The organism is Exiguobacterium alkaliphilum 12/1, from assembly GCF_000714435.1.
In the GTDB taxonomy this organism is placed as follows: Bacteria; Bacillota; Bacilli; order Exiguobacteriales; family Exiguobacteriaceae; genus Exiguobacterium; species Exiguobacterium alkaliphilum.
In genome coordinates this window covers 163,580-188,604 of sequence record NZ_JJMW01000019.1, presented here as the reverse complement: position 1 = coordinate 188,604, position 25,025 = coordinate 163,580, and the positions used below count along the sequence as shown (strand labels likewise).

At 54.0% G+C, this 25,025-nt stretch carries 24 protein-coding genes; 3 read left to right on the top strand and 21 right to left on the bottom strand.

What is annotated here, in order from left to right; all coding sequences use genetic code 11:
* Positions 1-38: 38 nt before the first annotated feature.
* From RT52_RS03845 to prsW, 7 genes are all read right to left on the bottom strand, one after another.
* Positions 39-1,082 carry an NAD(P)H-dependent glycerol-3-phosphate dehydrogenase gene (locus tag RT52_RS03845; RefSeq protein WP_034815180.1) on the bottom strand — a complete coding sequence of 348 codons (1,044 nt, stop codon included), beginning with the start codon at positions 1,080-1,082 and terminating at the stop codon, positions 39-41.
* A 17-nt stretch (positions 1,083-1,099) separates the two neighbouring features.
* Complete coding sequence (gene der / locus RT52_RS03840; protein WP_034808538.1) at positions 1,100-2,410, bottom strand: ribosome biogenesis GTPase Der; 1,311 nt, start codon at positions 2,408-2,410, stop codon at positions 1,100-1,102.
* A 130-nt stretch (positions 2,411-2,540) separates the two neighbouring features.
* The gene (gene rpsA / locus RT52_RS03835; RefSeq protein WP_034815178.1) at positions 2,541-3,686 is read right to left on the bottom strand and encodes a 30S ribosomal protein S1; all 1,146 of its coding nucleotides are present in this window, start codon (positions 3,684-3,686) and stop codon (positions 2,541-2,543) included.
* Between the two features lie 141 nt (positions 3,687-3,827).
* Entirely contained in the window at positions 3,828-4,451 is a 624-nt protein-coding gene (locus RT52_RS03830) for a lysophospholipid acyltransferase family protein (RefSeq protein WP_081825894.1), read from the bottom strand.
* The gene (cmk, locus tag RT52_RS03825; RefSeq protein WP_034815176.1) at positions 4,448-5,125 is read right to left on the bottom strand and encodes a (d)CMP kinase; all 678 of its coding nucleotides are present in this window, start codon (positions 5,123-5,125) and stop codon (positions 4,448-4,450) included. The genes RT52_RS03830 and cmk overlap by 4 nt, the downstream gene beginning before the upstream one ends.
* Positions 5,126-5,199: 74 nt before the next feature.
* A complete protein-coding gene (locus tag RT52_RS03820; protein WP_034815173.1) occupies positions 5,200-5,865 on the bottom strand; it encodes a flagellar brake protein in 666 nt (221 codons plus the stop codon).
* 19 nt (positions 5,866-5,884) lie between these two features.
* Entirely contained in the window at positions 5,885-6,541 is a 657-nt protein-coding gene (gene prsW / locus RT52_RS03815) for a glutamic-type intramembrane protease PrsW (RefSeq protein WP_034815171.1), read from the bottom strand.
* Positions 6,542-6,649: 108 nt separating this feature from the next.
* On the opposite strand from prsW, the gene RT52_RS03810 reads away from it, so the two are divergent.
* Both RT52_RS03810 and RT52_RS03805 read left to right on the top strand, forming a co-directional pair.
* Positions 6,650-7,621, top strand: a complete 972-nt coding sequence (locus tag RT52_RS03810; protein ID WP_034808531.1) for an asparaginase — start codon at positions 6,650-6,652, stop codon at positions 7,619-7,621.
* A gap of 29 nt (positions 7,622-7,650) precedes the next feature.
* Entirely contained in the window at positions 7,651-8,658 is a 1,008-nt protein-coding gene (locus RT52_RS03805; protein ID WP_034815169.1) for a YpdA family putative bacillithiol disulfide reductase, read from the top strand.
* A gap of 57 nt (positions 8,659-8,715) precedes the next feature.
* Here RT52_RS03805 and RT52_RS03800 read toward each other — a convergent pair whose 3' ends face one another.
* The 7 genes from RT52_RS03800 to RT52_RS03770 form a co-directional block, all read right to left on the bottom strand.
* On the bottom strand, positions 8,716-9,984 hold the full coding sequence (locus RT52_RS03800; protein WP_034808527.1) for a Glu/Leu/Phe/Val family dehydrogenase: 1,269 nt from the start codon (positions 9,982-9,984) through the stop codon (positions 8,716-8,718).
* A gap of 148 nt (positions 9,985-10,132) precedes the next feature.
* Positions 10,133-11,050 (bottom strand): D-alanine--D-alanine ligase, encoded by a 918-nt coding sequence (locus RT52_RS03795; protein ID WP_034815167.1) that lies wholly within the window; start codon positions 11,048-11,050, stop codon positions 10,133-10,135.
* A 96-nt stretch (positions 11,051-11,146) separates the two neighbouring features.
* The gene (locus tag RT52_RS03790) at positions 11,147-11,728 is read right to left on the bottom strand and encodes an adaptor protein MecA (RefSeq protein WP_034815164.1); all 582 of its coding nucleotides are present in this window, start codon (positions 11,726-11,728) and stop codon (positions 11,147-11,149) included.
* A 64-nt stretch (positions 11,729-11,792) separates the two neighbouring features.
* Positions 11,793-12,650 (bottom strand): MerR family transcriptional regulator, encoded by an 858-nt coding sequence (locus RT52_RS03785; protein WP_034815162.1) that lies wholly within the window; start codon positions 12,648-12,650, stop codon positions 11,793-11,795.
* A gap of 174 nt (positions 12,651-12,824) precedes the next feature.
* On the bottom strand, positions 12,825-13,028 hold the full coding sequence (locus RT52_RS03780; protein ID WP_034808518.1) for a hypothetical protein: 204 nt from the start codon (positions 13,026-13,028) through the stop codon (positions 12,825-12,827).
* A 41-nt stretch (positions 13,029-13,069) separates the two neighbouring features.
* Entirely contained in the window at positions 13,070-14,497 is a 1,428-nt protein-coding gene (locus RT52_RS03775; RefSeq protein WP_081852647.1) for a RecQ family ATP-dependent DNA helicase, read from the bottom strand.
* On the bottom strand, positions 14,481-15,503 hold the full coding sequence (locus RT52_RS03770) for a YpbB family protein (RefSeq protein WP_081825892.1): 1,023 nt from the start codon (positions 15,501-15,503) through the stop codon (positions 14,481-14,483). Before RT52_RS03770 ends, RT52_RS03775 begins: the two co-directional genes overlap by 17 nt.
* Positions 15,504-15,647: 144 nt before the next feature.
* Between RT52_RS03770 and RT52_RS03765 the strand changes: the two genes are divergently transcribed.
* A complete protein-coding gene (locus tag RT52_RS03765; protein ID WP_021067177.1) occupies positions 15,648-15,896 on the top strand; it encodes a ferredoxin in 249 nt (82 codons plus the stop codon).
* Positions 15,897-15,944: 48 nt separating this feature from the next.
* Here the strand turns inward: RT52_RS03765 and RT52_RS03760 are convergent, their stop codons facing one another.
* From RT52_RS03760 to RT52_RS03730, 7 genes are all read right to left on the bottom strand, one after another.
* Positions 15,945-16,751, bottom strand: coding sequence for a thermonuclease family protein (locus tag RT52_RS03760; protein WP_034815472.1), 807 nt, complete (start codon positions 16,749-16,751; stop codon positions 15,945-15,947).
* 83 nt (positions 16,752-16,834) lie between these two features.
* Entirely contained in the window at positions 16,835-17,794 is a 960-nt protein-coding gene (locus tag RT52_RS03755) for an ABC transporter permease (protein ID WP_034815159.1), read from the bottom strand.
* Positions 17,791-18,855, bottom strand: coding sequence for an ABC transporter permease (locus RT52_RS03750; RefSeq protein ID WP_034815157.1), 1,065 nt, complete (start codon positions 18,853-18,855; stop codon positions 17,791-17,793). Before RT52_RS03750 ends, RT52_RS03755 begins: the two co-directional genes overlap by 4 nt.
* On the bottom strand, positions 18,852-20,378 hold the full coding sequence (locus RT52_RS03745) for an ABC transporter ATP-binding protein (protein ID WP_034815156.1): 1,527 nt from the start codon (positions 20,376-20,378) through the stop codon (positions 18,852-18,854). Before RT52_RS03745 ends, RT52_RS03750 begins: the two co-directional genes overlap by 4 nt.
* Before the next feature lie 61 nt (positions 20,379-20,439).
* Entirely contained in the window at positions 20,440-21,531 is a 1,092-nt protein-coding gene (locus RT52_RS03740; protein ID WP_376778071.1) for a BMP family lipoprotein, read from the bottom strand.
* Between the two features lie 128 nt (positions 21,532-21,659).
* Complete coding sequence (locus tag RT52_RS03735) at positions 21,660-22,379, bottom strand: GntR family transcriptional regulator (protein WP_034815154.1); 720 nt, start codon at positions 22,377-22,379, stop codon at positions 21,660-21,662.
* 402 nt (positions 22,380-22,781) lie between these two features.
* On the bottom strand, positions 22,782-24,992 hold the full coding sequence (locus RT52_RS03730) for a DNA translocase FtsK (protein ID WP_245175458.1): 2,211 nt from the start codon (positions 24,990-24,992) through the stop codon (positions 22,782-22,784).
* Between the last annotated feature and the right edge of the window lie 33 nt (positions 24,993-25,025).

Below are 25,025 nucleotides of genomic sequence, written 5' to 3'. Positions count from 1 at the left end.
TAGTGTAGCAAAAAAAAGCAAGGAACTGAACGAAAACGTCAGTCCCTTGCCATTTCATCGCCTTCGAAATGGAACACTTGCTCCATCTCGTGTTTTTGCGGGCGTCGCATCAACTTCTTCACTTCATCGTGCGGGCTCTTGTTCTCGAACAAGACGTTATAGAGCGCCTCCGTGATCGGCATCTCGACGCCGGCCTCACGGGCGAGCGTGTGCGCGGCCTCACAGGCGCGCACCCCTTCGACGACCATACCCATCTGCCCGAGCACGTCTTCGAGTTTTTCCCCGCGTCCGATGGCGTTACCTGCGCGCCAGTTACGACTGTGCTGCGACGTCGCCGTGACGATCAAGTCACCGATGCCGGTCAAGCCGGAGAACGAGGCCGGATTGGCCCCGAGCTTCACACCGAGACGGGCAATCTCGACGATGCCGCGCGTCATGAGCGCCGCTTTCGCGTTATCGCCATAGCCAAGACCGTCCGTCATCCCGGCAGCCAAAGCGATGATGTTTTTGAGCGCACCACCATACTCGGCGCCAATGACGTCCGAATTCAAATAGACACGGAACTGGTCGTTCGTGAGCAACTCTTGAATCTCGTCGGCGACGTCTAAGTCCTCGCACGCAATCGTGATCGTCGTCAATTTGCGGACGGCGACTTCTTCGGCGTGCGTCGGACCTGTCAAGACGCCGATGGCCCGCCGTTTCGACGGGTCAATCTCTTCAGCGATAATCTCAGACAGACGCTTATGCGTCTTCGGTTCAATCCCTTTGGCGGCGTGGACGATGACGGCCGGTTCCGTGAGGAGCGTGTTCAGCTCGCGGGAGACCGGACGAATCGCCGAGCTCGGAACGACGAGGAAAATGATGGACCGTCCGGCAATCGCCTCTTTCAAATCGGTCGTCGCTCGAATCGACTCCGGAAGCGGAGCGTCCTTCAAATAAGTCGAGTTCGTATGTGACGTATTGATCTCGAGGACGTGATCCTCTTCACGGCCGTAGAGCAAGACGTCGTGACCATTATCAGCGAGGACGAGCGATAACGCCGTTCCCCAGCTCCCTGCGCCGATGACAGCTACTTTTGCCATAGGAGGCACCCCCATTACTAGTTTTTCTGACGAGCCACGATGTGGACCGGTGTACCGGTGAAATCAAATGCGCGGCGAATCTGGTTATCTAGATAACGTTTATACGAGAAGTGGAGCAACTCAGGATCGTTGACGAAAAGAACGAACGTCGGCGGCTCGATGGCCACTTGCGTCGCGTAGTTGATCTTGAGTCGTTGCCCTTTGTCCGTCGGTGTCGGGTTCATTGCGACGGCATCGACGATGACATCGTTCAAGACACTCGTCGAGATACGGCGACGATGTGATTCGGCCACTTCGTTGATGACCGGGAGGAGCGTCTGCAACCGTTTCGATGTGAGCGCCGATAAGAAGACGATCGGTGCATAGTCGAGGAACAAGAATTCTTTACGGATCTTCTCTTCCATTTTCTTCATCGTCTTGTCGTCCTTCTCGACGGCATCCCATTTGTTGACGACGATGACGATCGCTTTCCCTGCCTCGTGGGCGAGTCCGGCGACACGTTTGTCTTGCTCGATGATACCTTCTTCGCCATCGAGGACGACGAGGACGACGTTCGAACGTTCAATCGCCTTTTGGGCACGCATGACACTGTATCGCTCTGTCGATTCGTATACTTTTCCGCGCTTGCGCATCCCGGCCGTATCGATGATGACGTACTCTTGATTGTCGCGTGTGAACGGCGTATCGATCGCGTCGCGCGTCGTACCGGCCACGTCCGAGACGATGACGCGTTCCTCACCGAGGATCGCGTTCGTCAAGCTCGATTTCCCGACGTTTGGACGTCCGATGAGCGAGAAGCGAATGACGTCTTCGTTATATTCGTACTCGTCTTTGTCTGGTGCGAGCTCGAACACTTTGTCGAGAAGGTCACCAAGACCGAGACCGTGCGTTCCCGAGATTGGGAACGGGTCGCCAAACCCGAGCGAATAAAACTCATACATGAGGTCGCGCATCTCGAAGTTATCGACTTTGTTCACGGCGAGCACAATCGGTTTGTTCGAACGGAAGAGCAAGTTCGCGACTTCCTCGTCCGCTGCCGTGATGCCTTCGCGTCCGTTCACCATGAAGATGATGACGTCCGCCTCATCGATGGCGAGTTCGGCCTGATGGCGCATTTGAACGAGAATCGGTTCGTCACCGACCTCGATCCCGCCTGTGTCGATTAGATGAAACTTTCGGTTCAACCACTCACCCGTACCGTAAATTCGGTCGCGTGTCACGCCCGGCTTATCATCAACGATTGATACGCGATCTCCGATAATCCGGTTGAAAATCGTGGATTTCCCAATATTCGGGCGGCCGACGATGGCCACTGCTGGAATTCCCATAAAAAACACCTCTCTAACTTTCATTCAATAAATACTCGTTTCTAAATGCAACTGTACTATCATATCACAGCACTATTTCGGTGACCATACAAAAAGAAGCGGGAGCATGACTCCCGCTTGAACGACCGTCTTATTTAGAATCGTCCGAAGACTCTTCGCCCGTTAGTTCCGAGACGGAGAATCCTCCTTGGTCACTGTATTCGTCGAGGAGCGCCTGGTCTTCGTCACGTGACGATTCGGCTGACTCGAGTGCGCGCATCGACAGCGAGATTTTTTTCTCGTCGAGATGGACGTCAAGCACTTTCACTTTCACTTCTTGCCCTTCTGTCAACACTTCAGATGGGGTCGCGATATGTCGATTCGCGATTTGCGAGATGTGAAGCAACCCTTCGACTTGCGGTGCGACTTCAACGAACGCACCGAACGTGACGAGACGTTTCACTTTCCCTTCGATCACGTCACCAGGTTGAATCTGACCTTCAATCGATTCCCACGGGCCTGGTTGCGTCTCCTTGATTGACAATTTGACTTTCTCATTGTCAAGGTCAAGGCCGAGCACTTTCACTTTCACTTTGTCGCCTTCGGTCACGACGTCACTCGGTTTCTCGACACGACTATGCGCCATCTCGGAGATGTGAACGAGACCATCGACGCCACCGATGTCGACGAAAGCACCGAAATCAGTGAGACGTTGGACCGTCCCTTCGATGATTTGGCCGACTTCAAGCGACTCGAGCGTCTCCGCTTTCTTCGCGCTCATCTCCGCTTCCGCGACTGCTTTATGCGAGAGAATGACGCGGTTCTTCTCACGGTCGATTTCGACGACTTTGACCGTGATTGGTTTATGCAAGTAAGAAGAGAAGTCCTCGACGAAATGACTTTCGACGAGCGAGGCCGGGATGAAACCGCGGATGCCGATATCGACGACAAGACCGCCTTTGACTTTATCCTTGACCATGACTTCAAATACTTCACCTGATTCGTATTTTTCGACGATTTGATCCCAAGCTGCCTCGGCATCCACGTCCTTCTTCGATACGACAACCTCTTCGTCCGTGACTTTCTTCACTTTCACACGGATTTCGTCGTTGACATGGAGTGATTCGTTTAAATCGTCTAAATGCATGCTTGATACTTCGCTGATTGGCAGAATCGCCTCGGTTTTATACCCGATATCGATTAACGCTTGCTTGTCCTCGATTTTGACGACTGTACCGGTCACGATTTGACCTCGATTAATTTCAAAATCAGGCATATCTTTCATTTCTTCGACCATTCCAACACTACCCCCTCACGATGAGTACAAAAAGGAGCGCCCAAAGGCGCTTAACACCTAGTATAAACTTCTTATAATTCCGAAGATTTGTCAAGGTGTTATCAGATTAGTACCTTTCCTCGAGCCAGATTAAACCTGAATTTACCGAACGTTCCGTGAATGCTCGATGTATAGTTCACTGATCCGCTCCATGATTAAGTCCGCCGCTTCCTGCGCACTCGCTTTATTCGCCTTGAGCGCGGTCAAGTCGAGCGGTTCGCCGATGACGACTTTCAGCTTCGTCCGGAACTTGTATCGGCCGATGATGGCGATTGGCAACACGGCTGCCTCAGAGCGCAAGGCGAAGAAGCCGACACCCGCTTGAGCCGTACCGAGCGTCCCGTCTTTCGAGCGGGTACCTTCCGGGAAGATTGAGATGAGTTCGTTCTCTTTCAACTTTTGCAAAACGACACGAAGGGCTTGACGGTCCCCCTCGCCACGCGAGACCGGAATCTGACCAGCCCGGTTGAGGATATGTTTCAGCACCGGGACACCGAACAACTCTTTCTTCGCAAAGAAGCGAAGCGGACGCTGTTTCGGAATCGCGATGGCGAGTAAGACCGGGTCCCAGTTCGACTGATGGTTCGAACAGACGAGCACCGAGCCGTCGGCCGGGACGTTGTCACGTCCGATATACTCGACACGGAACATGAGTTTTTGAATCAATGCGACGGCGGCACGGGCGACCCGATACATGCCGAACGGTCCGTTGTTGAGCGGTTTCATCGTTTCACCACCTGCTTCATCAATCGTTCAATCGCTTCGACGACACCGTCGATTGACAGCTTGGTCGTATCGAGATAGTGCGCATCATCGGCCTGACGAAGCGGAGCTACCTCACGCTCGGAGTCACGCTTGTCCCGGAGGGCGATTTCACGCTGCAATTGCTCGAGGTCGCTCGGCAATCCTTTCGATACGTTCTCATCATGGCGGCGGCGGGCCCGTTCTTCGACCGTGGCGGTCATGAACACTTTCAAATCGGCACCCGGTAAGACGTGCGTCCCAATATCGCGACCGTCCATGACGATGCCGCCCTCTTTCGCGAGGTCGCGTTGCAAGTCCATCAACGCGTCCCGGACTTCCGGTTGACGGGCGACGAAACTGACGTTGTTCGTCACTTCGCTCGAGCGAATCAAATCGGTCACTTCGGTCGCACCGTCGAAGACGCGTTGCCCAGATTCACTCGGCACGAGGCGAAGGTCCATCTCGGCGATCATCGCGGCAAGTGCTGGCCCGTCCTCTAAACCGACATGCTCGTTCAAGGCGCGATACGTGACGGCCCGATAAATGGCACCTGTATCGATATAGACATAGCCAAGTTTTTTGGCCAACGTTTTGGCAATCGTACTCTTTCCAGCTCCAGCCGGTCCATCTAATGCAATTTGTAACGGTTTCATCATAAAAATTGGGTATCGGCATTGTCCGACACCCGCCTCCTCTCGGTCATTTGTTCCGAGAACATCATAACAGTTTTTTATCGTGAAGAAAATACAGAGCCGGTTCGTTTTCTCGCCTCGAGCTGGGCGCGGAAACAGTAACGTAAAATCGTCTCTTGATCGCGTGGTGCCAAGTCCTCGAAGCAAAGTGACAACTCTTGCTTGACGGTCTGGGGCTTGATTCGGACGAGCCGACTCTTCACCCGGAACGTCTGCGGCATCCCCCGCTCATCCTCGATACGGAAGACGACGACGAGCGAGTCATCCACTTCGATTGGCGCCCGGTTGGCGACGATGCGCATCCCGCCGGCCGACACGTCGAGTGACGTCGTCTCGAACGTCGGGAAAGCTTGACCGTCGACAGCGAGGACGGTGACGTTAATCATTTCAGGGACGCGTAGGTACTCGCGGCGCTGCACCCGTTTGATTTTCTTCTCGTCCGGCAATTTGAACGCGTAACGAAGCGTCAACTGCGCATCGCTCAATCGCTTCAGGACGACCGTGTCAAACGCAAACAATTGCTCCTCGCCTTTAAAGAAATAAACGCGTAACGCCTCTTCTTCATGAAGGAAGAATGTCTTCAACGTCGCCGTCTCACTCGGTGACTCGATCCAGACGACACCGTCTTGGATGGCGGCGATTTTTGTCTTCCCCTCGCTTCTCCCCTCGACTTCAATCCGTAACTCTTGACCTACTTTTAACATGACTCCATTCCCCTTTTAGCTATTTAAATTGACGACGATTCGATTGATTGGCGGCCCGGACGAGCAACAGGGCGACCATCCATAGCACGACGATATAGAGCACGGCCGGCACTTTGTTCGTCGGTTCGATGAGCAAAATATAGTCGAACACGCCGTGCATGAGCGTGGCGACGGAGACGGCGAGAAAGAGCCAGAGCCGCTCCCGGGCCGAATGTTTCGCCCGACCGAGGCAAAAGCCCATCGCCACAGCGAACAAGGCGTGGCCGCTAACCGGCAGGACGGCCCGCCAAATCGCGATTTCGAGTGAGTCGTACACCCATAAATATAGAAAATTCTCTAATGTGGCGAAGCCGAGTGAACAGGCGACCGCATAGAGAATCCCGTCGTAGTAATCATCGAAGACTTTATGTATGTATATTGTATAATAAATCATGAACCACTTAAAAAACTCTTCTAACAACGCGGTTGCCACGAACGCTTTCCAAAACGGGCTCGTCAACACGCCTTCTTCTTCGAACGCGTATTGGATGAACATGATCGGGAAAACGAGGACGGCTCCGGCGACGAACGAACGGATCACATAGCCGAGCGGTTCCGCTTCCAATTCATGTCGAAGATAGAAATAGGAAAGAAGGGCGAACCCTGGCGCTACCGCAGACAAGGCGATTGCAATCATGACGCATCTCTCCTCTCTACCGTTAAGCATACACCGAAACGAGAAAAAGAAAAAGCAGAAAACGCCTAGAAATTGGAAGAAACGAACAAAAAAAGTTGGAGGTCTTCTATGAACCATTTACTACTCATCCACACCGGCGGCACGATCGCCATGTCTCAGTCGGGAACAGGGCACGTCTCGCCGAGCGATATCAACCCAATCGATGCGACGCTGCCGAAAGCGACGGATATCGCCCGCATCACGACGAAACACTTCTCGAACATCCCGTCGCCGCACATGACGCCGGCGAAGATGCTCGAGCTCGCCCACTTCATCGCCCAAGAATTGACGCAAGACACGTACGACGGGGTCGTCATCACCCACGGCACGGACACGTTAGAAGAGACGGCTTACTTTCTCCAAATCACGCTCGGTGCCCCGGTGCCGATCGTGTTGACCGGGGCGATGCGCTCATCGAACGAGATCGGCTCGGACGGTGAGTTCAACTTGATCACGGCGCTTCGCGTCGCACGGAGCGAGGCCGCGCGCGGCAAAGGCGTACTCGTCGTCTTCAACGGCGAGATTCATTCGGCGTTCAACGTCACGAAAACACATACCTCGTCGGTCGACACGTTCAAGTCGGTCCACTTCGGGAATGTCGGGATGGTTACGAAAGACCACGTCCTCATCTACAGTCAACCGATGACGCGGCAAGCGAAGATGATTCCTTCGATCTCGAAGCGGGTCGCCGTCTTAAAAGTCGTCGCCGGCATGGAACCCGATTTGCTCGAAGCCGTGCTCGACCTCGGCTATGACGGGCTCGTGCTCGAAGTGCTCGGTCAAGGGAACGTTCCACCGACAATCGTCCCTGCCCTCGAACGGCTCGTCGCCCACATCCCGGTCGTCATCGTCAGCCGTTGTTTTAACGGCATCGTCCAAGACGTATACGGCTATGAGGGCGGCGGCAAACAGTTGAAAGACATGGGAATCATCTTCTCGAACGGATTGAACTCTCAAAAAGCAAGACTCCGTCTGCTCGTCGAACTCGAGGCCGGCTCGTCTCAGCCTGTCATGGAGCACAGTTTCAGCTTCCAGCAGTGAACTTGCCAACATCGTCTTGCTTCCATACAATGAGGGATGAGGTGATTTCATTGAAGAAACAGGCGATCATCGTCGGCGCCGGCCCTTGCGGCTTGTCGGCGGCCATCGAACTAGAACGGATCGGCATCTCGTGCACCGTCATCGAACGGGGCAACATCGTCGATGCGATTTACCATTATCCGACCCATCAGACGTTTTTCTCGTCTGCGAACTTACTCGAGATCGGGGATATCCCGTTCATCTGTAAAGATTTGAAGCCGAGACGCCAAGACGCGCTCGTCTATTACCGTGAAGTCGTGAGCCGGATGAATCTCGACGTCAAGCCGTTCGAGACGGTGACATCGATTGACAAAGAAGACGGACGATTCACCGTCACGTCGCATCATGAACGGCACGGGACGACAGTACGGACCGCCGACTATGTCGTCCTCGCGACGGGCTACTACGGCCGCCCCCGGAATCTTGATGTACCGGGCGAGGAGCTACCGCACGTCTCGCATTACTTTAAGGAAGCGCATCCGTATTATCGGCAACGCGTGATCGTCATCGGCGGCAAAAACTCGGCCGTCGACGCCGCCATCGAGCTCGAGAAGGCCGGCGCGCACGTGACGGTGCTCTATCGGGGCGACGGCTACAGCCCTTCGGTCAAACCGTGGGTGCTCCCGGCGTTCGACTCCCTCGTGCGGCACGAAAAAGTTCGTTACGAACTCGAGACCGAAATCGTCCGCATCGAGACGGACCGCGTCGTCTATCGCCAGCACGGGGTCGAAAAGAGCGTCGCGGCCGACCACGTCCTCGCGATGACTGGTTATTTGCCTGACCACGGCCTGTTCGCCGAGTCTGGCGTGACGATTGACGACGAGACGGGTGTCCCGTCGTTTGACGAAGACACGTACGAGACGAACGTCGAAGGCCTCTTCATCGCCGGTGTCGTCGCTGCGGGTAACGATGCCAACAAGATTTTCATCGAGAATGGACGGTTCCACGGAAAAGCCATTGCCGAGACGCTTCGGGAGCGTAACGGTGTGACATCCTAAACGACAAAGAGGGAAGACCTGACGAATCAGGTCTTCCCTCTTTTTCTATGACTAGATTTAAACCCAGCCGCGGAAACGTGACGCTTCCGCCATCTTACGAACGCCGACCATATAGGCGGCGAGACGCATGTCGACTTTACGGGCCGAAGCCGTATTGTAGACGGTGTTGAATGAGTGGACGAGCACTTTTTCAAGCTTCTCTTCGACTTCTTCCTCCGTCCAATAGTAGCCTTGGTTATTTTGCACCCACTCAAAGTAAGAGACCGTCACACCGCCGCTCGAGGCGAGCACGTCCGGCACGAGCAAGATGCCACGCTCCGTCAAGATGCGGGTCGCTTCGTTCGTCGTCGGTCCGTTCGCAGCCTCGACGACGATCGAGGCTTTAATGTTGTCAGCGTTCGTCTCCGTGATTTGGTTCTCAATTGCAGCAGGCACTAAAATGTCACAGTCGAGTTCGAGCATTTCTTGGTTTGAAATCGTGTTCTTGAAGAGCGTCGAAATCGTCCCGAACGAGTCTCGACGGTCGAGGAGGTACGGGATATCGAGCCCGTTCTCGTCGTGGATGGCACCGTAAGCGTCACTGACGGCGATGACTTTCGCACCGGCGTCATACATGAACTTCGACAAGAAGCTTCCCGCGTTCCCAAACCCTTGAACGACGACGCGCGCCCCTTTCAACTCGATGCCACGACGAAGCGCGGCTTCGCGAATCATGATGGCGACCCCTTTCGCCGTCGCCGTCTCACGACCATGAGACCCGCCGAGGACGAGCGGCTTCCCTGTGATGAATCCTGGTGAGTTGAATTCATCGATTCGGCTGTATTCATCCATCATCCACGCCATGATTTGCGAGTTCGTGAACACGTCCGGTGCCGGGATATCTTTTGTCGGACCGACGATTTGACTGATGGCTCGGACGTAGCCCCGGCTCAGACGTTCGATTTCTCGGAAACTCATTTCACGCGGGTCACAGACGATTCCACCTTTTCCGCCACCGTAAGGAAGGTCGACGATTCCGGCTTTCAAGCTCATCCATACCGACAACGCCTTCACTTCGACTTCCGTCACGCTCGGGTGGAAGCGGATCCCACCTTTCGTCGGACCGACAGCATCGTTGTGCTGGGCCCGGTAGCCCGTGAAGATTTTTGTCGAACCGTCATCCATGCGGACCGGGATGCGGACGGTCAACATCCGGAGCGGTTCTTTCAACAGCTCGTACATCTCTTCCGGGTAGCCGAGCTTGTCGAGTGCCTCGTGAATGACCTCTTGTGTCGATTCTAGGATGTTCTTTCGTTTTTGATGACCTTTTTCTTGATCCGTAATCATGAAGGTTTCCTCCCCTAAGTTGTCAATTCTCCCCCAAGAATCAACCTCGTATTCGATTAAAAGTATAGCCGATACACGACCAATTTGAAAGGGTTTTACAAAAATAATGAAAGCGTTTTCTAAAAGAAAAAAGAAGGGTGTCCCCCTCTTATTTTTCTAGCGCTAACGAGATGAAACGTTCGAGCAGCTCGCCATATGAGATCCCGACGGCGCGCGCGCTGTCCGGGAACAGGCTAAGCGGCGTCATCCCCGGTAGCGTGTTCGTCTCGAGAATATAGGCGAGGCCGTCTTCTGACACTAAGAAGTCAGACCGCGAATAGCCGGCACAACCGAGCGCCTGATGCGCGAGCACGGCCGAACGTTGAACTTCTTCCGTCAACGCCTCAGGCAGTTCAGCCGGACAGACGTGCACCGAGCCACCTTCTGTATATTTCGACTCGTAGTCGTAAAACTCATTTTTTGGGATGATCTCGATGACCGGCAGTGCTTCTTCGTGACCGAAGTTCCCGATGACCGGTACGGTCAACTCTCTCCCTTTAATGTACTGCTCGACCAACACGGCCGTATCGCACTCGAACGCTTTCGCGATGCCGTCGCGAAGCATCGTTTCGTCCATCGCGATCGTCAATCCGTTCGATGAGCCTTCTTGGGCCGGCTTGACGACACAAGGGAACTCTCCGCCCCACTCGGCCACTTTCGCATCGACGTGGGCCGGGCTCTCGACGAGTACGTCGCGTGCGACGCGGATGCCCGCTGCCGCAAAGATGATTTTCGCCCGTGCTTTATCCATCGCTAGTGCCGATGCCAAGACACCTGATCCTGTGTAAGGCAAATTCGCCATCTCAAGAAGCGACTGGACACGCCCGTCTTCCCCGTACTTGCCGTGGAGCGCGCTCAACACGACGTCCGCTTCAAGCGTCAACAACTCATGCGCCCGCTCAGGGTGAAAATCGATGGCGACGACGTCATGACCTCGTTCTTTCAGCGCCTCGATCATGCCTTTTCCGCTCGTGAGCGAGACTTCACGCTCTCCTGATACTCCTCCATATAACACAGCGACTTTCATCTTATCTCTCCTTCGACTTTCAACTGAAAAATTCAAGTTTTATCATACCACGCATGACGAAAAAACAATAGAAACAGAACGGTGAAAAAGCCGTACTCACGCGAACGTATCGTACAGCTCTTTCACCGCTTGAACGGATTGAATTGTCTTCCCATACTCGAGCATCATATACGGGCTCACGGTCGTCGTCTTGCCGTACTCGGACAAGATGGCGGCGAGCCTCTCCTCGACTTGCGGGTTCAACACTTCTGCGAAATGCAAATAGTAGTGCCCGTCATAATGGTAGAGCGCGCCGCCATGGTCCGTCGCATGCATATGCGGGTATAGGCTGACCGACGCGTCAATGACGTCCTCGATGTCCTTAAACTGATAGATCAAGTGATGAATCACATCGATCGTCAAACGGATCTCGACTTGTTCTTGGTCCGCCTCGGACTCGAGCGCGCCGACTTTTTGCACGTCGATGACGATCCCGTCGCGGGGAAACATCGTCACGTTCAAATCGACGGCACCTTGCGGGCTGAACCCGTATTCGGCTTCCGCCGTCTCGAGCAACTCGCGCCAAAGCTCTTGTCCGGTCTCCCCGACAATCGTGTCAATCGCGATGCCACGAAGCGATAACTCGTTGGCCGTCAAGTAGACCCGTAAATGTTCTTTTGTTTGTTTTTCAAATCTCAAACGAAAACCTCCAAACACTAGTCGTTGCTACATATTAATAAGCTACTCTCGTTTGGCCGAACTGTCAAATAGTTGAAAGCCACTCCGTCCACGCTTCAGGCGAATTGCCTAAAAATGAGCTTCCGAACCGATCCGCGTGCTGGCTGACGGCGTATCCGCCGACACCGATGACGAGGTCCGTATGCTCCGCACGGACGTACGCCATCGCCTCCTCGAGCCCGTTCAAATGTTCGGTCAACGTACATGAGAAGATTAGGCATTTGGCGTCGATATCGTGTAACGCCGTGCCCAAATCTTCTTTCGGGATGCCTGAGCCGAGGAAAATGACGTCATAGCCATGCTGACGCAAATAGAGCGTCACGAACAGGAGGCCAATCTCATGCATCTCGTCGGGAGCGCACACGCAGACGATTCGCGGCAAGAACGGGTTCATCGGCATCTGGAGCGACAACGTTGACAGCCTCGAGCGAAGAAACGCCGTCGCAAAATGTTCATGGGCGATGGTGATCGTGCCGTTCTCCCAACGCGTCCCGATATCCATCAGCAACGGGGCGATAATATCTGTCGTCACTTTCTCAAAACTGAACGTGTTGAAGGCCCGGTTAATCAAATCGTGGGCTTGTCGCTCATCAAACGTCAGTAGCGCCTCCATCAGCCCGTCCTTTAACTCTTCGTCGTAAAGACGGTCCGGCTTCGGTTCGGGTGCTTTATGCAGCTGTTGAATCGCTTGGGAGACGGTCAACCCTTCGCGTTGCTTCTCGACGACCCATTTGATTTTTTCGACATCTTGTTCTGAATACAGACGGTGCCCCGATTCGGTCCGGCTTGGGACGATGAACTGATAACGTCGCTCCCACGCCCTAATCGTCGTCGGGTTCACTCCGGTGAGTGATGCGACCGTCTTTATGGAGTATTTTGGCATCACAGCCCCACCTCTCCTACTAGTCTTCTCTTTCAGTATAGACCGCCCGTCGGTACTTCGCCTGTTTTATTGTGCAATTTCATAAGAAATTGGTGAACCACTTCCAAACTTTCACGGAAAGGAATTGTCTTACAGTCAAATCCATAAAAAAAATACGGCCGTTCCGCCGTATTGTCAAAAGAAGATTGCATGACGTCCTATATATAAAAATGCCAATATAATAGCAAACATGGAAAGGGTCAGCATCATGGCAAGAGGCCGCTTCAGCCAATTGTCATTCAGTTTTTCTTTACGCTCGTGTTCTTGTCGTGCCGATCGAGACGGCAACGTATCCACCACTTTTTCACGGAGTGAATCCGCCTGGTTCCGATGTCGCAACGCACATCCTCCTTTACCTTTTTTATCATTTTACTATGATATCAATCAAAGGAAAAGATACGGCTCAACCGATGTTTCCAATCTGTCACATTTTTAGACACAACTTGCTCGTTTTCCGGGAAAGCGATGGGGCCGCAGACGTCACAGCACGGCTCTTGGTCAATCGGTTGCTCAGAGAAGTAACGGAGTAAATAATCGCGGCGACACGTCTTGATGAGCGCATAGTCAATCATTTGACCGAGTTGACGATACCGGTCGCGTTTCCTCTCCTTTACCCAATCCACCGCGCCGGCAAGCGTCCGTTCTGAGAGCATCTGTTTCAAGAGCCCGAATACCGGGTCTTCCTCGTTCATCCGGAGCAGGCGCGGCAAGTGGGATAGACTCGTCCCGTTCTCGCGTTCGAAATAGGCGACTCGGATGTCTTTTTCTTTCGGATACTGCTGGTCAATCAAGAACTGTTGAATCCGCTCATCTCCGTCTGCGTACAACAATACCGCGAACGCAGCTTCCCCGTCGCGGCCGGCCCGACCAATCTCTTGCATATACGCCTCGAGCGTCGCCGGCAGCTGGAAGTGAATCACGCTTCGGACGTTGTCTTTATTGACGCCCATCCCGAACGCGCTCGTACACACCATGACAGCGACCTCGTCCCGTAAAAACTGGGACTGGACGAGCCGGCGATCCTCGGTCGACATGCCGCCATGATAAAACAAGGCGTCGTCGAGCGAGAGGGCGAGCGATTCCGCCTCACGCCGTGTTGCCGTGTAAACGACGGCCGGTTTCGGCACGTCGCGCACGAGTTCGATTAAACGCGGTAGCTTCTGTTCGCCGAGGAGACGTTCGACGATGAGTCGAATCTCCGGACGGTTCGCCGAATGGACGAATTGGGCCGGATTGAACAGCGCCAACTTCTCGATGATGTCCTTCTTCACAGCCTCAGGAGCCGTCGCCGTGACGGCCATGCACTGTGGGCTGCCGAGCTGTTTACGGAGCTCGCCGAGTCGTGCGTATTCCGGTCTGAACTCATGGCCCCACTGCGAGATGCAGTGCGCCTCGTCGATGACGAGCATCTGAATCGGGGTGCGCGCGAGCGCCCTCGTCACGTGTGGCACGGCGAGCTGTTCCGGAGAGAGATATAAGAAACGGTATCGCTTCAAGTGGTTCAAAATCGCTTGCTTCTCTTCGAGCGTCTCCATCGAAGTCAGCCGCGCCACGCCACGTTCCCCACGCTCACGGATATGAAGCATCTGGTCCTCGATCAATGACAAGAGCGGCGAGACGATAATCGTCAAGCCGTCGTTCTTAATATAGGACGGTAGCTGGAACGTCAACGACTTGCCGGCCCCCGTCGGCATGATGGCGAGCACGTCCTGCCCGTCTGCGACTGCTTCGATGACGTCGCGCTGCCCTTCTCGGAACGCGTCATAGCCGAACACCCGCTTCAATGTTTTTTCATACAAACGTCTCACCTCGTTTCAACCTCGCGAACACGAGTCGGATTTGATAATAGCTGATCGTCTCGATTTGGTCGAACACCGGCTTGAGCGCCCAGCTGTCCGGTTCCCGCATTTGCTCGACCATGACGATCTGTTCTGTCGGCACGAACTGGTCGAGCGGGAACGCCTCGAGATACATCGCCATCTCGACGACGTGATCTTCAATCGTCGACGTGCGCAAGCGCCGAATCGATTGGACTTGATTGAACGTCCGACCGCCGGCGAACAGTTCGTATGATTCCCGGGCCGACAGCGTCATCCGTTCCGTCGTGAGACCGGACGTGAACCCTCTCAGTTTCGCGTCTTCCGGCAAGTGGTGCAACAGCGCGCTCCACCCTGCCAAAAAATAGAGCCGTGCCGTCCGGGCATCGACGTCGAGGAGTGAAGCGATTTGTTCATACGTATATCCGGTCTCGAACGCGCCGGTGAATCGATAGACGACCGCCGTCGCATACGGGTCACCGACTTCATCGAGAGCCGTCTCGAGCTCTTCATGAAACGCTTGGATGAGCGGGCGCCAATCCCGCTCTGTCCGGACGACTTGCTTCACCCAGCGCTCGGCGTGCCGGTCGGCTTGGACAGGGTAAAACGTGCGCTTATGTTCGAGCGACATGAACGTTTGGATGAACAGACTGAGCCGTTTCCACGTCATCGTCGCATAGTCTCGCTGTTCCCCACCGAGACGTTCGAACAAATCACGGACGGCTTCTGGAGAAGCAAGCATAGCGCCGGCTTCCGTCAAGCTGAAGCTCGAGCGGTTGAGCCAGCCTCGTTTCTCGAACGAGGCGAGCAGTTTCTCGTAATCGTACTTCGTGTAAGGGAACAGCCCAAAGATCGGTTCGAGGTCATAAAAGAATGCATCTTGTAACGTCGTCGCCGAACGTTTACCGTTCAACACATGAAACAGACTGCGCTCACTTCGCTCTCCTTTCAATCGGTCAATCGCGAGGAGCAACACCCCGTCAGCCAAGTGCACCATCGGCCCACCTCCTTCTCAATCATTATCCTTCCAAAACGATGTTCGTTTCCTCATTGAAATAATCGGGTATGTAGACTACAATTACTCATAGTCAGTAGTAAGTCGATTTCCATGGAGAGAGACGAAACGTATGGAGGGTTAAGAATGGCAAAATTTACAATTGTTGATAAAGATACATGCATCGCGTGTGGAGCTTGCGGAGCCGCCGCCCCGGACATCTTTGACTATGATGACGAAGGCCTCGCCTTCAACTTGATGGATGACAACACGGGTACGATCGAAGTCCCAGACGAGTTGTACGAAGACTTGATGGACGCGTTCGAAGGTTGTCCGACCGATTCAATCAAAGTCGCCGATGAATCATTCGACGGAGATGCACTCAAATACGAATAAGCGGAGAGAGACATGTGTGTCCAAGACATACATGTCTCTCTTTTCTTTTTATCGGGCCGCTTTACGGAACCCTGCCGCCTCCGCTTCTCGTTCGCTGCAAAACATCGCTTCCGGCACCGTCCGCTCATAGCTGGCGCCGCCCGGGACGTGGTAAATCTTCTCGCCGTCCCGGTTGATGTTGCCTTTGATGTCACAGTCGTCTGTCTCTTGAGTCGGCTTGGCCGGTTCGATCGCCTCGTGGTCAAAGCCGTTGCCGGTGACGTAATCCTCGAGACTCCAAATGCCGAGCAATTGTCGGCGCGCGGCCCGCTCGACGTCCCGGAACGCATCGACGTGTTGCGTGTTCGGCGCATAGACGTAAGCGACGCGGGCAAGGCCCCGACGCAACAGTTCCTCGTTTACCATCACCCCGTCATACCAGACGTAGGCGAGCGTACGCTGATACCGGTCGTAGCGCCCGACGTCATATTCGAGCGTGACGGTGTCGCCTTCAGGGAGCCAGCGCGTCACGAACGCTTTCGCCTCTTCCCCGAACGGTTGGACCGGGAGCGTCGGATGGCTCGTCTCCGGTGTGTCGACGAGCAAGAGGCGAATCGATTCCGTCGCCCCGTTCTCGAATTCAACTTTAAGCGTATCGCCGTCGACGACGCGGTCGAGCGTGACCGACTCGGTCTTCCCAATCGGGCGCTTCACTTGTTGCGTCACGTCAGCGCTCGGATAGTCGCCTTCGAGCTCGGTCAGCGACTCCGGCGGGTCGATTTGCGGACCGAACCAATCATCGGCCGTACACCCGGAAAGGATGAAAGTCAGCACGAGGACGAGCGTCCAGTACCACCATGTTTTCAATTGTCTCACCTCTTTATGAGTATAACAAAAAAGGTTGTTTGACGCTTCCGTCAAACAACCTTTCCTAAAGAGGACAGATGTCCTTTTTTTCGTCATCGTTTCCCTTTAATATACGGGATACCGACAGACTTTGGTGCATCGGCACGACCGACGACACCGGCAAGGGCAAGGATCGTGAGCGCGTAAGGCGCGATCAAGAGCAACACTTGCGGGACGTTGTTGATGACCGGCAAGTTGCTGCCGATAATCGAGAGCGCTTGGGCGAATCCGAAGAAGAGACCGGCGCCGAGCGCACCGAGCGGATTCCACTTCCCGAAGATCATCGCGGCGATGGCGAGGAACCCTTGTCCGACGATCGTCGTCGCACTGAAGTTCGTCGTGACCGTGACGGCGTAGACCGCACCAGCTAAGCCACCGAACGCACCTGAGAGCATGACGCCCATGAAGCGCATCTTCGTGACGTTGATTCCCATCGTATCCGCCGCCATCGGGTGTTCCCCGACCGAGCGAAGACGCAGGCCAAACGGCGTCTTGAAGATGACGAACCAGACGACGAACGCGAGCGCGATGGCGATGAACGACGTGTATTGGACGTTGATGAAGAACATGCGAAGAACCGGAATATCCGACAAGATCGGCACATTCTCTTTCGCGATCCGGTACTGGATGAAATCGGTCTGTCCTTTATTGTAAAGGACACGGACGACGAAGATCGCAAGTCCGACCGCGAGCATGTTGATCGCGACACCGAGGACGGTCTGGTCGGCCCGCCAAAGGATGGCCGGGACTGCCAAGAAGAGCGAGAACAGCGCCCCGATGACCATGGCGACCAAGAGCGAGATCCACGGGCTCATGCCGCCAAGACCCATATTCGTCAGCGTCAGCGTCGTGATGATTCCCGTCGCTGCCCCGATGACCATAATTCCTTCGAGCGCGATGTTGACGACACCCGACCGTTCACTGAAGATGCCACCGAGAGCGGCGATGATGAGTGGAGTCGCATAGGCGAGTGCAACCGGTACGACGATATAGAGGACTTCTAAGAAGCTCATTTTTTCTCCACTCCTTTCTTACGATTTCCTTTAAGTTTCTCAATGACATAGTTCAGTGCGTAACCAGACGCCACGAAGATGACGATGGCGGCGATGATGACTTTGACGAGCTCAGACGGGATGTTCGCCCCGAGCTGCATCGCGAGTCCACCGATGTTGAGGCCGGCGAACAACAAGGCCGCCAAGACGACACCGACTGCCGTGTTCGCACCTAGAAGCGCGACCGCGATCCCGTCGAATCCGACGCCAGTGAACGACGCACTGAGCGTCATGCCGTTGAACGTCCCGAGACCTTCCATCGCACCGGCGAGGCCGGCGAACATACCCGAGATGACGAACGACAAGACGATGTTGCGATTGACGCTCATCCCCGCATATTGCGAGGCGTGCTTGTTGAACCCGACGGCACGAAGCTCGTACCCGAGCGTCGTCCGTTGCAAGATGTAGTAATAGACGACCGCGGCAAGGACGGCGATGAGAATTCCCCAGTGCAAGCGCGAGAACGTCGTCAATTCCTGAAGGAGCGGTGACGAGAGGGATGCCGATTCTCGAATCGATTCCGTCCGTTCATTCGTCACGCCGATGACGCTCCGTAAAATCGCGTTCGTCGTATAGAGCGCGATGTAGTTCATCATGATCGACGTGATGACCTCGTGGACGTGGAACTTCGCCTTGAGGAAACCTGGCACGAACGCCCAGGCGGCCGCAGCGAACATCGCGGCGAGCAAGGCGAGTGGCAAGTGGAGGAACATCGGCAAATCGAAGTTGATTCCGACGTACACCGCCGCCACCCAGCCGATCAACACTTGGCCCTCGACCCCGATGTTGAAGAGGCCGGTTCGGAACGCGAACGCGACCGCGAGACCTGAGAAGATGAGCGGTGCCGCCGCACGCAGCGTCTCACCGATGGCGTACGGGCTACCGAGCATGCCGTTAAACAGCGACGAGAAGCCACGAACCGGGTCGTAGCCGCCGATGAGCATGACGATTGCGCCGACGAATAGCCCCATCAAGATGGACAGTAGCGGGATGAGCAGTCGATTGAGTCCTAGCTTGTTCATACTGTTTCTTCCCCTCTCTTACCGCCGGCCATCAAGAAGCCGAGCTCTTGCTCTGTCGTTTCTTTCGGGTCGCGAATCCCGACGATCTTTCCTTCGTACAAGACGGCGATTCGGTCCGATACGTGTAGAATTTCTTCAAGTTCGAACGAAATGAGGAGCACGGCGCGCCCTTTCTCCCGTTCTTTGACGAGCTGTTCGTGAATGAACTCGATGGCTCCGACGTCGAGACCGCGCGTCGGTTGCGCCGCGATCAGCAGGTCCGGAGACCGGTCGACTTCACGGGCGATAATCGCTTTTTGTTGGTTACCGCCAGAAAGCGCACGAGCCGGCACGTCGACTGATGGAGTTCGGACGTCAAACTTCTCAATTAACGCTTTCGCCTTCTCGGCGACGGCTTTATAGTTCATCAAGCCGCGTTTTGAGAAGGGTTCTTTGTAATACGTTTGCAAGACCATATTGTCACGAATCGAATAGTCGAGCACGAGACCGTGCTTATGCCGGTCTTGCGGGATATGACCGACGCCCGATTCCGTCACTTTTCGAGGTGTGAAGCCGGTCACGTCATTTCCGTTTAAGAAAATCTTACCGCCCTCGGGTTTCTTCAACCCTGAAATCGCTTCAATCAATTCCGTCTGACCGTTGCCATCGATTCCGGCGATCCCGAGGATCTCTCCTGAGCGGATTTGTAAATCCAAGCCTTCGACGACTTCGATGCCGCGACTGTCTTTGACGACGAGCTTTTGGATGTCGAGGACGACTTGCTGTGGATCTGCCTTGGAATATTCCGCATCAAAGTTGACTTCCCGTCCGACCATCATCTCGGCGAGACGGTCTTCGTTGACCGTTTCATCGATGTCGACCGTGCCGATGTAACGACCGCGTCGGATGACCGTGCAGCGGTCTGCCACTTGCATGATCTCTTTTAGCTTGTGGGTGATCAAAATGATCGACTTTCCTTCTTCGATGAGACGCTTCATGATTTGAATGAGTTCTTGAATCTCTTGAGGCGTCAACACGGCCGTCGGTTCATCAAAAATTAAAATCTCGGCTCCACGATAGAGCGTCTTCAAAATTTCCACACGCTGCTGCATCCCGACTGAGATGTCTTCGATTTTTGCATCCGGGTCGATTCGGAGTCCATACTGCTCCGAGATGTCCATTACTTTTTTACGCGCCGTGGCCCGGTCGACCGTCAACCCGCTCTTCGGTTCAGAGCCGAGGATGATGTTTTCTGTGACCGTAAACTTCTCGACGAGCATGAAGTGTTGGTGCACCATGCCGATGCCGAGATCGTTGGCGATGTTCGGATTTTCAATGTTCACCTTTTCTCCGCGTACACGAATCTCTCCGCCCTCAGGCTGATAGAGACCGAACAAGACGTTCATGAGCGTCGATTTTCCGGCACCGTTCTCGCCGAGCAACGCATGAATCTCGCCTTTGCGAAGTTGAAGGGTGATATTGTCGTTAGCTACGAACGTACCGAACTCTTTGCGAATATTGAGCATTTCAATTACATATTCCAAGAAAGTCCACCCCTAACTTTAAGTAAAGGGAGACCGCATGGGTCCCCCCTAACTCAATGATTTATTCTACTGATTGCATGAACTCTTCGAACTCAGCGTCTGTCGCAGGAGCTGTAAGTTCACCGTCGATCAACTGTTGGCGATACTCATCCACTCGTGAGAGTACGTCAGCTGGTACGTGTGTGTCAGACGTCTCAGCAATCCCGACACCGTCATCTTTCAAACCGAACTCGATGATTTCGCCACCTGGGAAGTTTCCTTCCATCGTCTGTTTCGATACTTCATACGTCGCCGTGTCTACACGTTTGACCATTGAAGTAAGCGTTACGTCTTCTGGGAGTCCTTCTTCGTATTGGTCACGGTCAACCCCGATGACCCATACTTCTTCGCCGTTCTTCTTACGGTTCTTCGCTTCTGTGAATACCCCTACACCCGTTCCGCCGGCAGCGTGATAGATGATGTCAGAACCAGCGCCATACATACCTGATGCGATCGCCGTTCCTTTTTCAGCCGAGTTGAAGTCTTCCGCATATTTCACATCAATCGTTGCATCTGGGTTAACGGCCATGACGCCCGCTTTAAATCCGTTTTCGAACTTCTTGATCAAGTCAGACTCGACGCCACCGATGAAGCCGACTTTGTCCGTTTCAGTCATGAGACCGGCGATGACACCGACGAGGAACGATCCTTCTTGCTCTTTGAACGTGATTGACGCGACGTTCTTTGCGTCAACGACCATGTCGACGATCGCAAAGTTGTTGTCCGAGAATTGTCCAGCAACCGTCTGGATGTCTTCAGCCATCAAGAAGCCGATACCGTAAATCAAGTTGAAGTTGTCACGAGCCAATTGCTGCAAGTTTGGCTGGTAGTCCGCTTGTTTTGAAGATTGGAGGTATTTGAAGCCTTCGTTCTCCGTCAAGTTGTTGTCTTCACCGAACTTCGTGAGACCTTCCCAAGCTGATTGGTTGAACGACTTATCATCTACGCCGCCCGTATCCGTTACCATCGCTACTTTGAAGTCGCCAGCTTCGCTGCCGCCGCCTTCTCCGTTTGAAGCACCTTCATTGTCGTCGCCGCCACATGCTGCGAGTACTGTCGAGAGCGTAAGACCTGCTGCTAAAGCTGAGAGAATCGTTTTCTTCTTGTTCATCATCGTCGTGTTTCCCCTTTCGGATCATAACAATTTAGGTTGTCATGTTGTCAGTAGTCTTTACACCGGTATAAGAAAGCGCTTTCACGCTGTTCCCCAAAAATAACCTTTCCGAACTTCGTGAACGCGTGTTACACGCGTTTGCGGACGACATGGAAGTCAAAGCGGTCCGCTCGGAAAAAGTTTGCCGAATCGAGCAACGGTAAGTCGCTTTCATCGTAATGCAATTGCTTTAACGCAAGTAACGGTTGGTCCGTTTGAAGTTGTGTCGAGATTTCCGCGCTCACACTCGGTTCGATGTGCGTGATCGCATAGGCGACCCGACGTCCTACCTCTTGTTCCAGCGCGTCAAATAACGATTTTCCTTCTGTCAATGCTTCAGGATTAGAAACGAGATGTGCGGGAATCTTGTCCACACAGTATACGACCGGTGTCTCGTCCGCATAGCGAATCCGGACGATCCGATAAATCGGAGAATTCGGTTCGATTTTTAGACGCTCGGCTTCTCTCTCTGTCGCTAACACCTTTTCGGCCACCAATACTTTTGTTCCCGGTGTCATTTTGGCGCGCGTGATCATGTCCGTTACGCTAAACAGCTCTTCAATCCCCGACGTGAACGGAGGTTTGGAACTGATGAACGTCCCGACGCCATGTTTACGCACAACAAATTTCTCGTCTTCAAGAATTCGAAGCGCTTCGCGGAGTGTCGCACGACTGACCCCAAGTTGCTTCGATAACTCGAATTCTGAAGGAAGCTTTTCTCCTTCACGATAGACACCCTCATCGATATCCTGCTTGATTTTCTCAATCACGCGGAGATAGAGCAAGCGATGATCGAGCTTAATCGACATGGGCCTCACCACCTTTACCTTTTGTTACCAGTGCTCAGACATCTGACGTATGAATGCCCTTGCCAATATTAAGTATAGGGATTCCAGAATTAGAACGCAATACTTTTTGTTCGGAATCAAGGAAATATTTTAATCTTAAAGGATATCGCATGCCTCGTAGTCTATATTACCTGTTCGCTCCCGCTTTGAAAAGATTTTGTAAAATGAAAACGGTATTAAAAAATGAAAGCGGTTCAACCGTTTCAGTAGTATGTCGGATTAGGTATTATAGACCAGATGTGCTATATCATTCCCGCTCATTGCGCGTTTCTTATGAATTCGGTACCCATTTCAATTATACCGATAAATAAATAAAAAACGAACGATTAGATTATATTAAATCCAATCGTTCGTTTTTTAATTTTACCCTTCCGACTCATTGACGAGTACTTTCCGTGGTTTCGATCCTTCTGACGGACCGACATACCCCGCTTGTTCTAGCGAATCGATCAATCGTGCAGCTCGATTATAGCCGATTCGGAACCTCCGTTGAATCATCGACGTCGAGGCCGTCTCTTGCGTCATAATGAACTGGACGACTTCCCCGAACAACGAATCGTCCGAATCGATCGTCGTCACTTCTTCTTCTTTCGGCATCATCGCCTCGACGTACTGGGCGCGTTGCTGGGCGATGACGTGGTTGACGACTGTCTCGACCTCTTGGTCCGATACAAAGGCACCTTGGACACGAATCGGTTTGTTCATCCCGTTGGCGAGCATGAGCATGTCTCCACGCCCAAGCAACTTCTCGGCCCCGCCTCCGTCGAGAATCGTTCGTGAATCCGTCTGTGATGAGACGGCAAACGCGATCCTTGACGGAATGTTCGCCTTGATGACGCCTGTGATGACGTCTACGGACGGCCGTTGTGTCGCGAGCACCATATGAATGCCTGCGGCCCGGGCCATCTGTGCAAGGCGCATAATGGCGTCCTCGACATCATTCGACGCGACCATCATCAGGTCGGCGAGCTCATCGACAATGACGACGATGAACGGCAGTCGCTTCGCATCTTCATCCTCGGACTTGTCGACGAGTTCATTGTAGCCCTCGATATTCCGCACGCCGTACCGGCTGAACAGCTCATAGCGCCGTTCCATCTCGGCAACGACTTGCTTGAGCGCCTGTGCCGCCTTTTTCGGGTCGGTGACGACCGGCGTCAACAAGTGTGGGACACCGTTATAGACGTTCAACTCGACCATCTTCGGGTCAATCATCATCAATCGGACCTCATCCGGCCGGGTCCGCATCAAAATCGACACGATCATGCCGTTGATACAAACCGACTTCCCCGAGCCCGTCGACCCGGCTACGAGCAAGTGCGGCATTTTGTTCAAGGCGACGGTCACCGTCTCGCCACTGATGCTGCGCCCAAGCGCGACGAGTAACGGTGACGCCTCACGTTTGACCGTATCGGCCTCCAGCACTTCACGTAAGCACACCGGGGCGACCTCTTGGTTCGGCACTTCAATCCCGATGGCCGCCTTGCCCGGAATCGGCGCCTCGATGCGAATGTCTTTCGCCGCCAAAGCGAGCGCCAAATCATCGCTTAGCGAGGTGATTCGGCTCACTTTCACACCGATGTCCGGTTGGAGCTCATATTTTGTGACAGTCGGTCCAAGATGGATCTTCAACACTTTCACCCCGACGCCGAACGACTTGAGCGTTTGGACGAGTTTCGTCGCATTCGCTTTCAATCGTGCATTCTCACCCGACAAGTCGGTGACGACCGGCTCGGACAAGATGGTGAACGTCGGGAGCTCGTACGTGTCAGACACGTCTTGCGCTGCCGTCATCATCATGTCCTCGGTCGGCATGTCCGCCACTTCATCTGCACGATCCGTCGTGCTCGCGTCCTGTTTTTGTTCCCGCTTCTCGGCAACGACTTGTTCACTGAACCCAACGATTGGGATGTCGTGCATCGTCACAGCATCCGGTTCCGGCTCGATTTCCGGCGGGTTACTCGACGCCTCAGCGTCGCGAGGGACAGCAGGCGTCGCTTTCTTCCGTGCCGGTGCCGTTTTCCGTTCAGGCCGTTCCCGCTCCTGCCACTCTTGTTTGATCGCTTGGCCAGACTCGAGCAGTCTCCGACCGACACTGTACCAAATCGATGGCGAAAGTAGAGAGATTCCGACGACGAGACAGATGATGCCGAGGAAAATAATGCCGAAGTCGGAGAGTAAGTAATGGTTCAGCTCATAGAGCGCGCCGTTGATCGCCCCACGCTCGGCTCCCCAGACGAGATCGCCAAACAATAGAAAGGCGAGGAACAACAAGAAGATCCCGGCCCGCTGGCTCGGCCGCCAATCGCTCAACCCGATGAGCAAGGTGAAGCCGATGGCGAGATACGTCAACGCTCCCCAGCCACCGAACAACGTGGCAGCGAGCAGCGATGTCCGGGCACCGACCCAGCCGAACTCGAATAATGAAAAGATGAACGCTGTCATCGCAAGGACGAACGCGCCCCATCCATATGTACGCCAAGGAATCGGTTGTTTCTTGCGGGCTCTCGGAGCCGGTCGTTTCCGTTTTGGCGGAGTCTTTCTCGATTTTTGAGCCACCTTTTTCTGTGTCACTTTCGATTCCTCCTAAAAAAAGAAGGCAAAAGT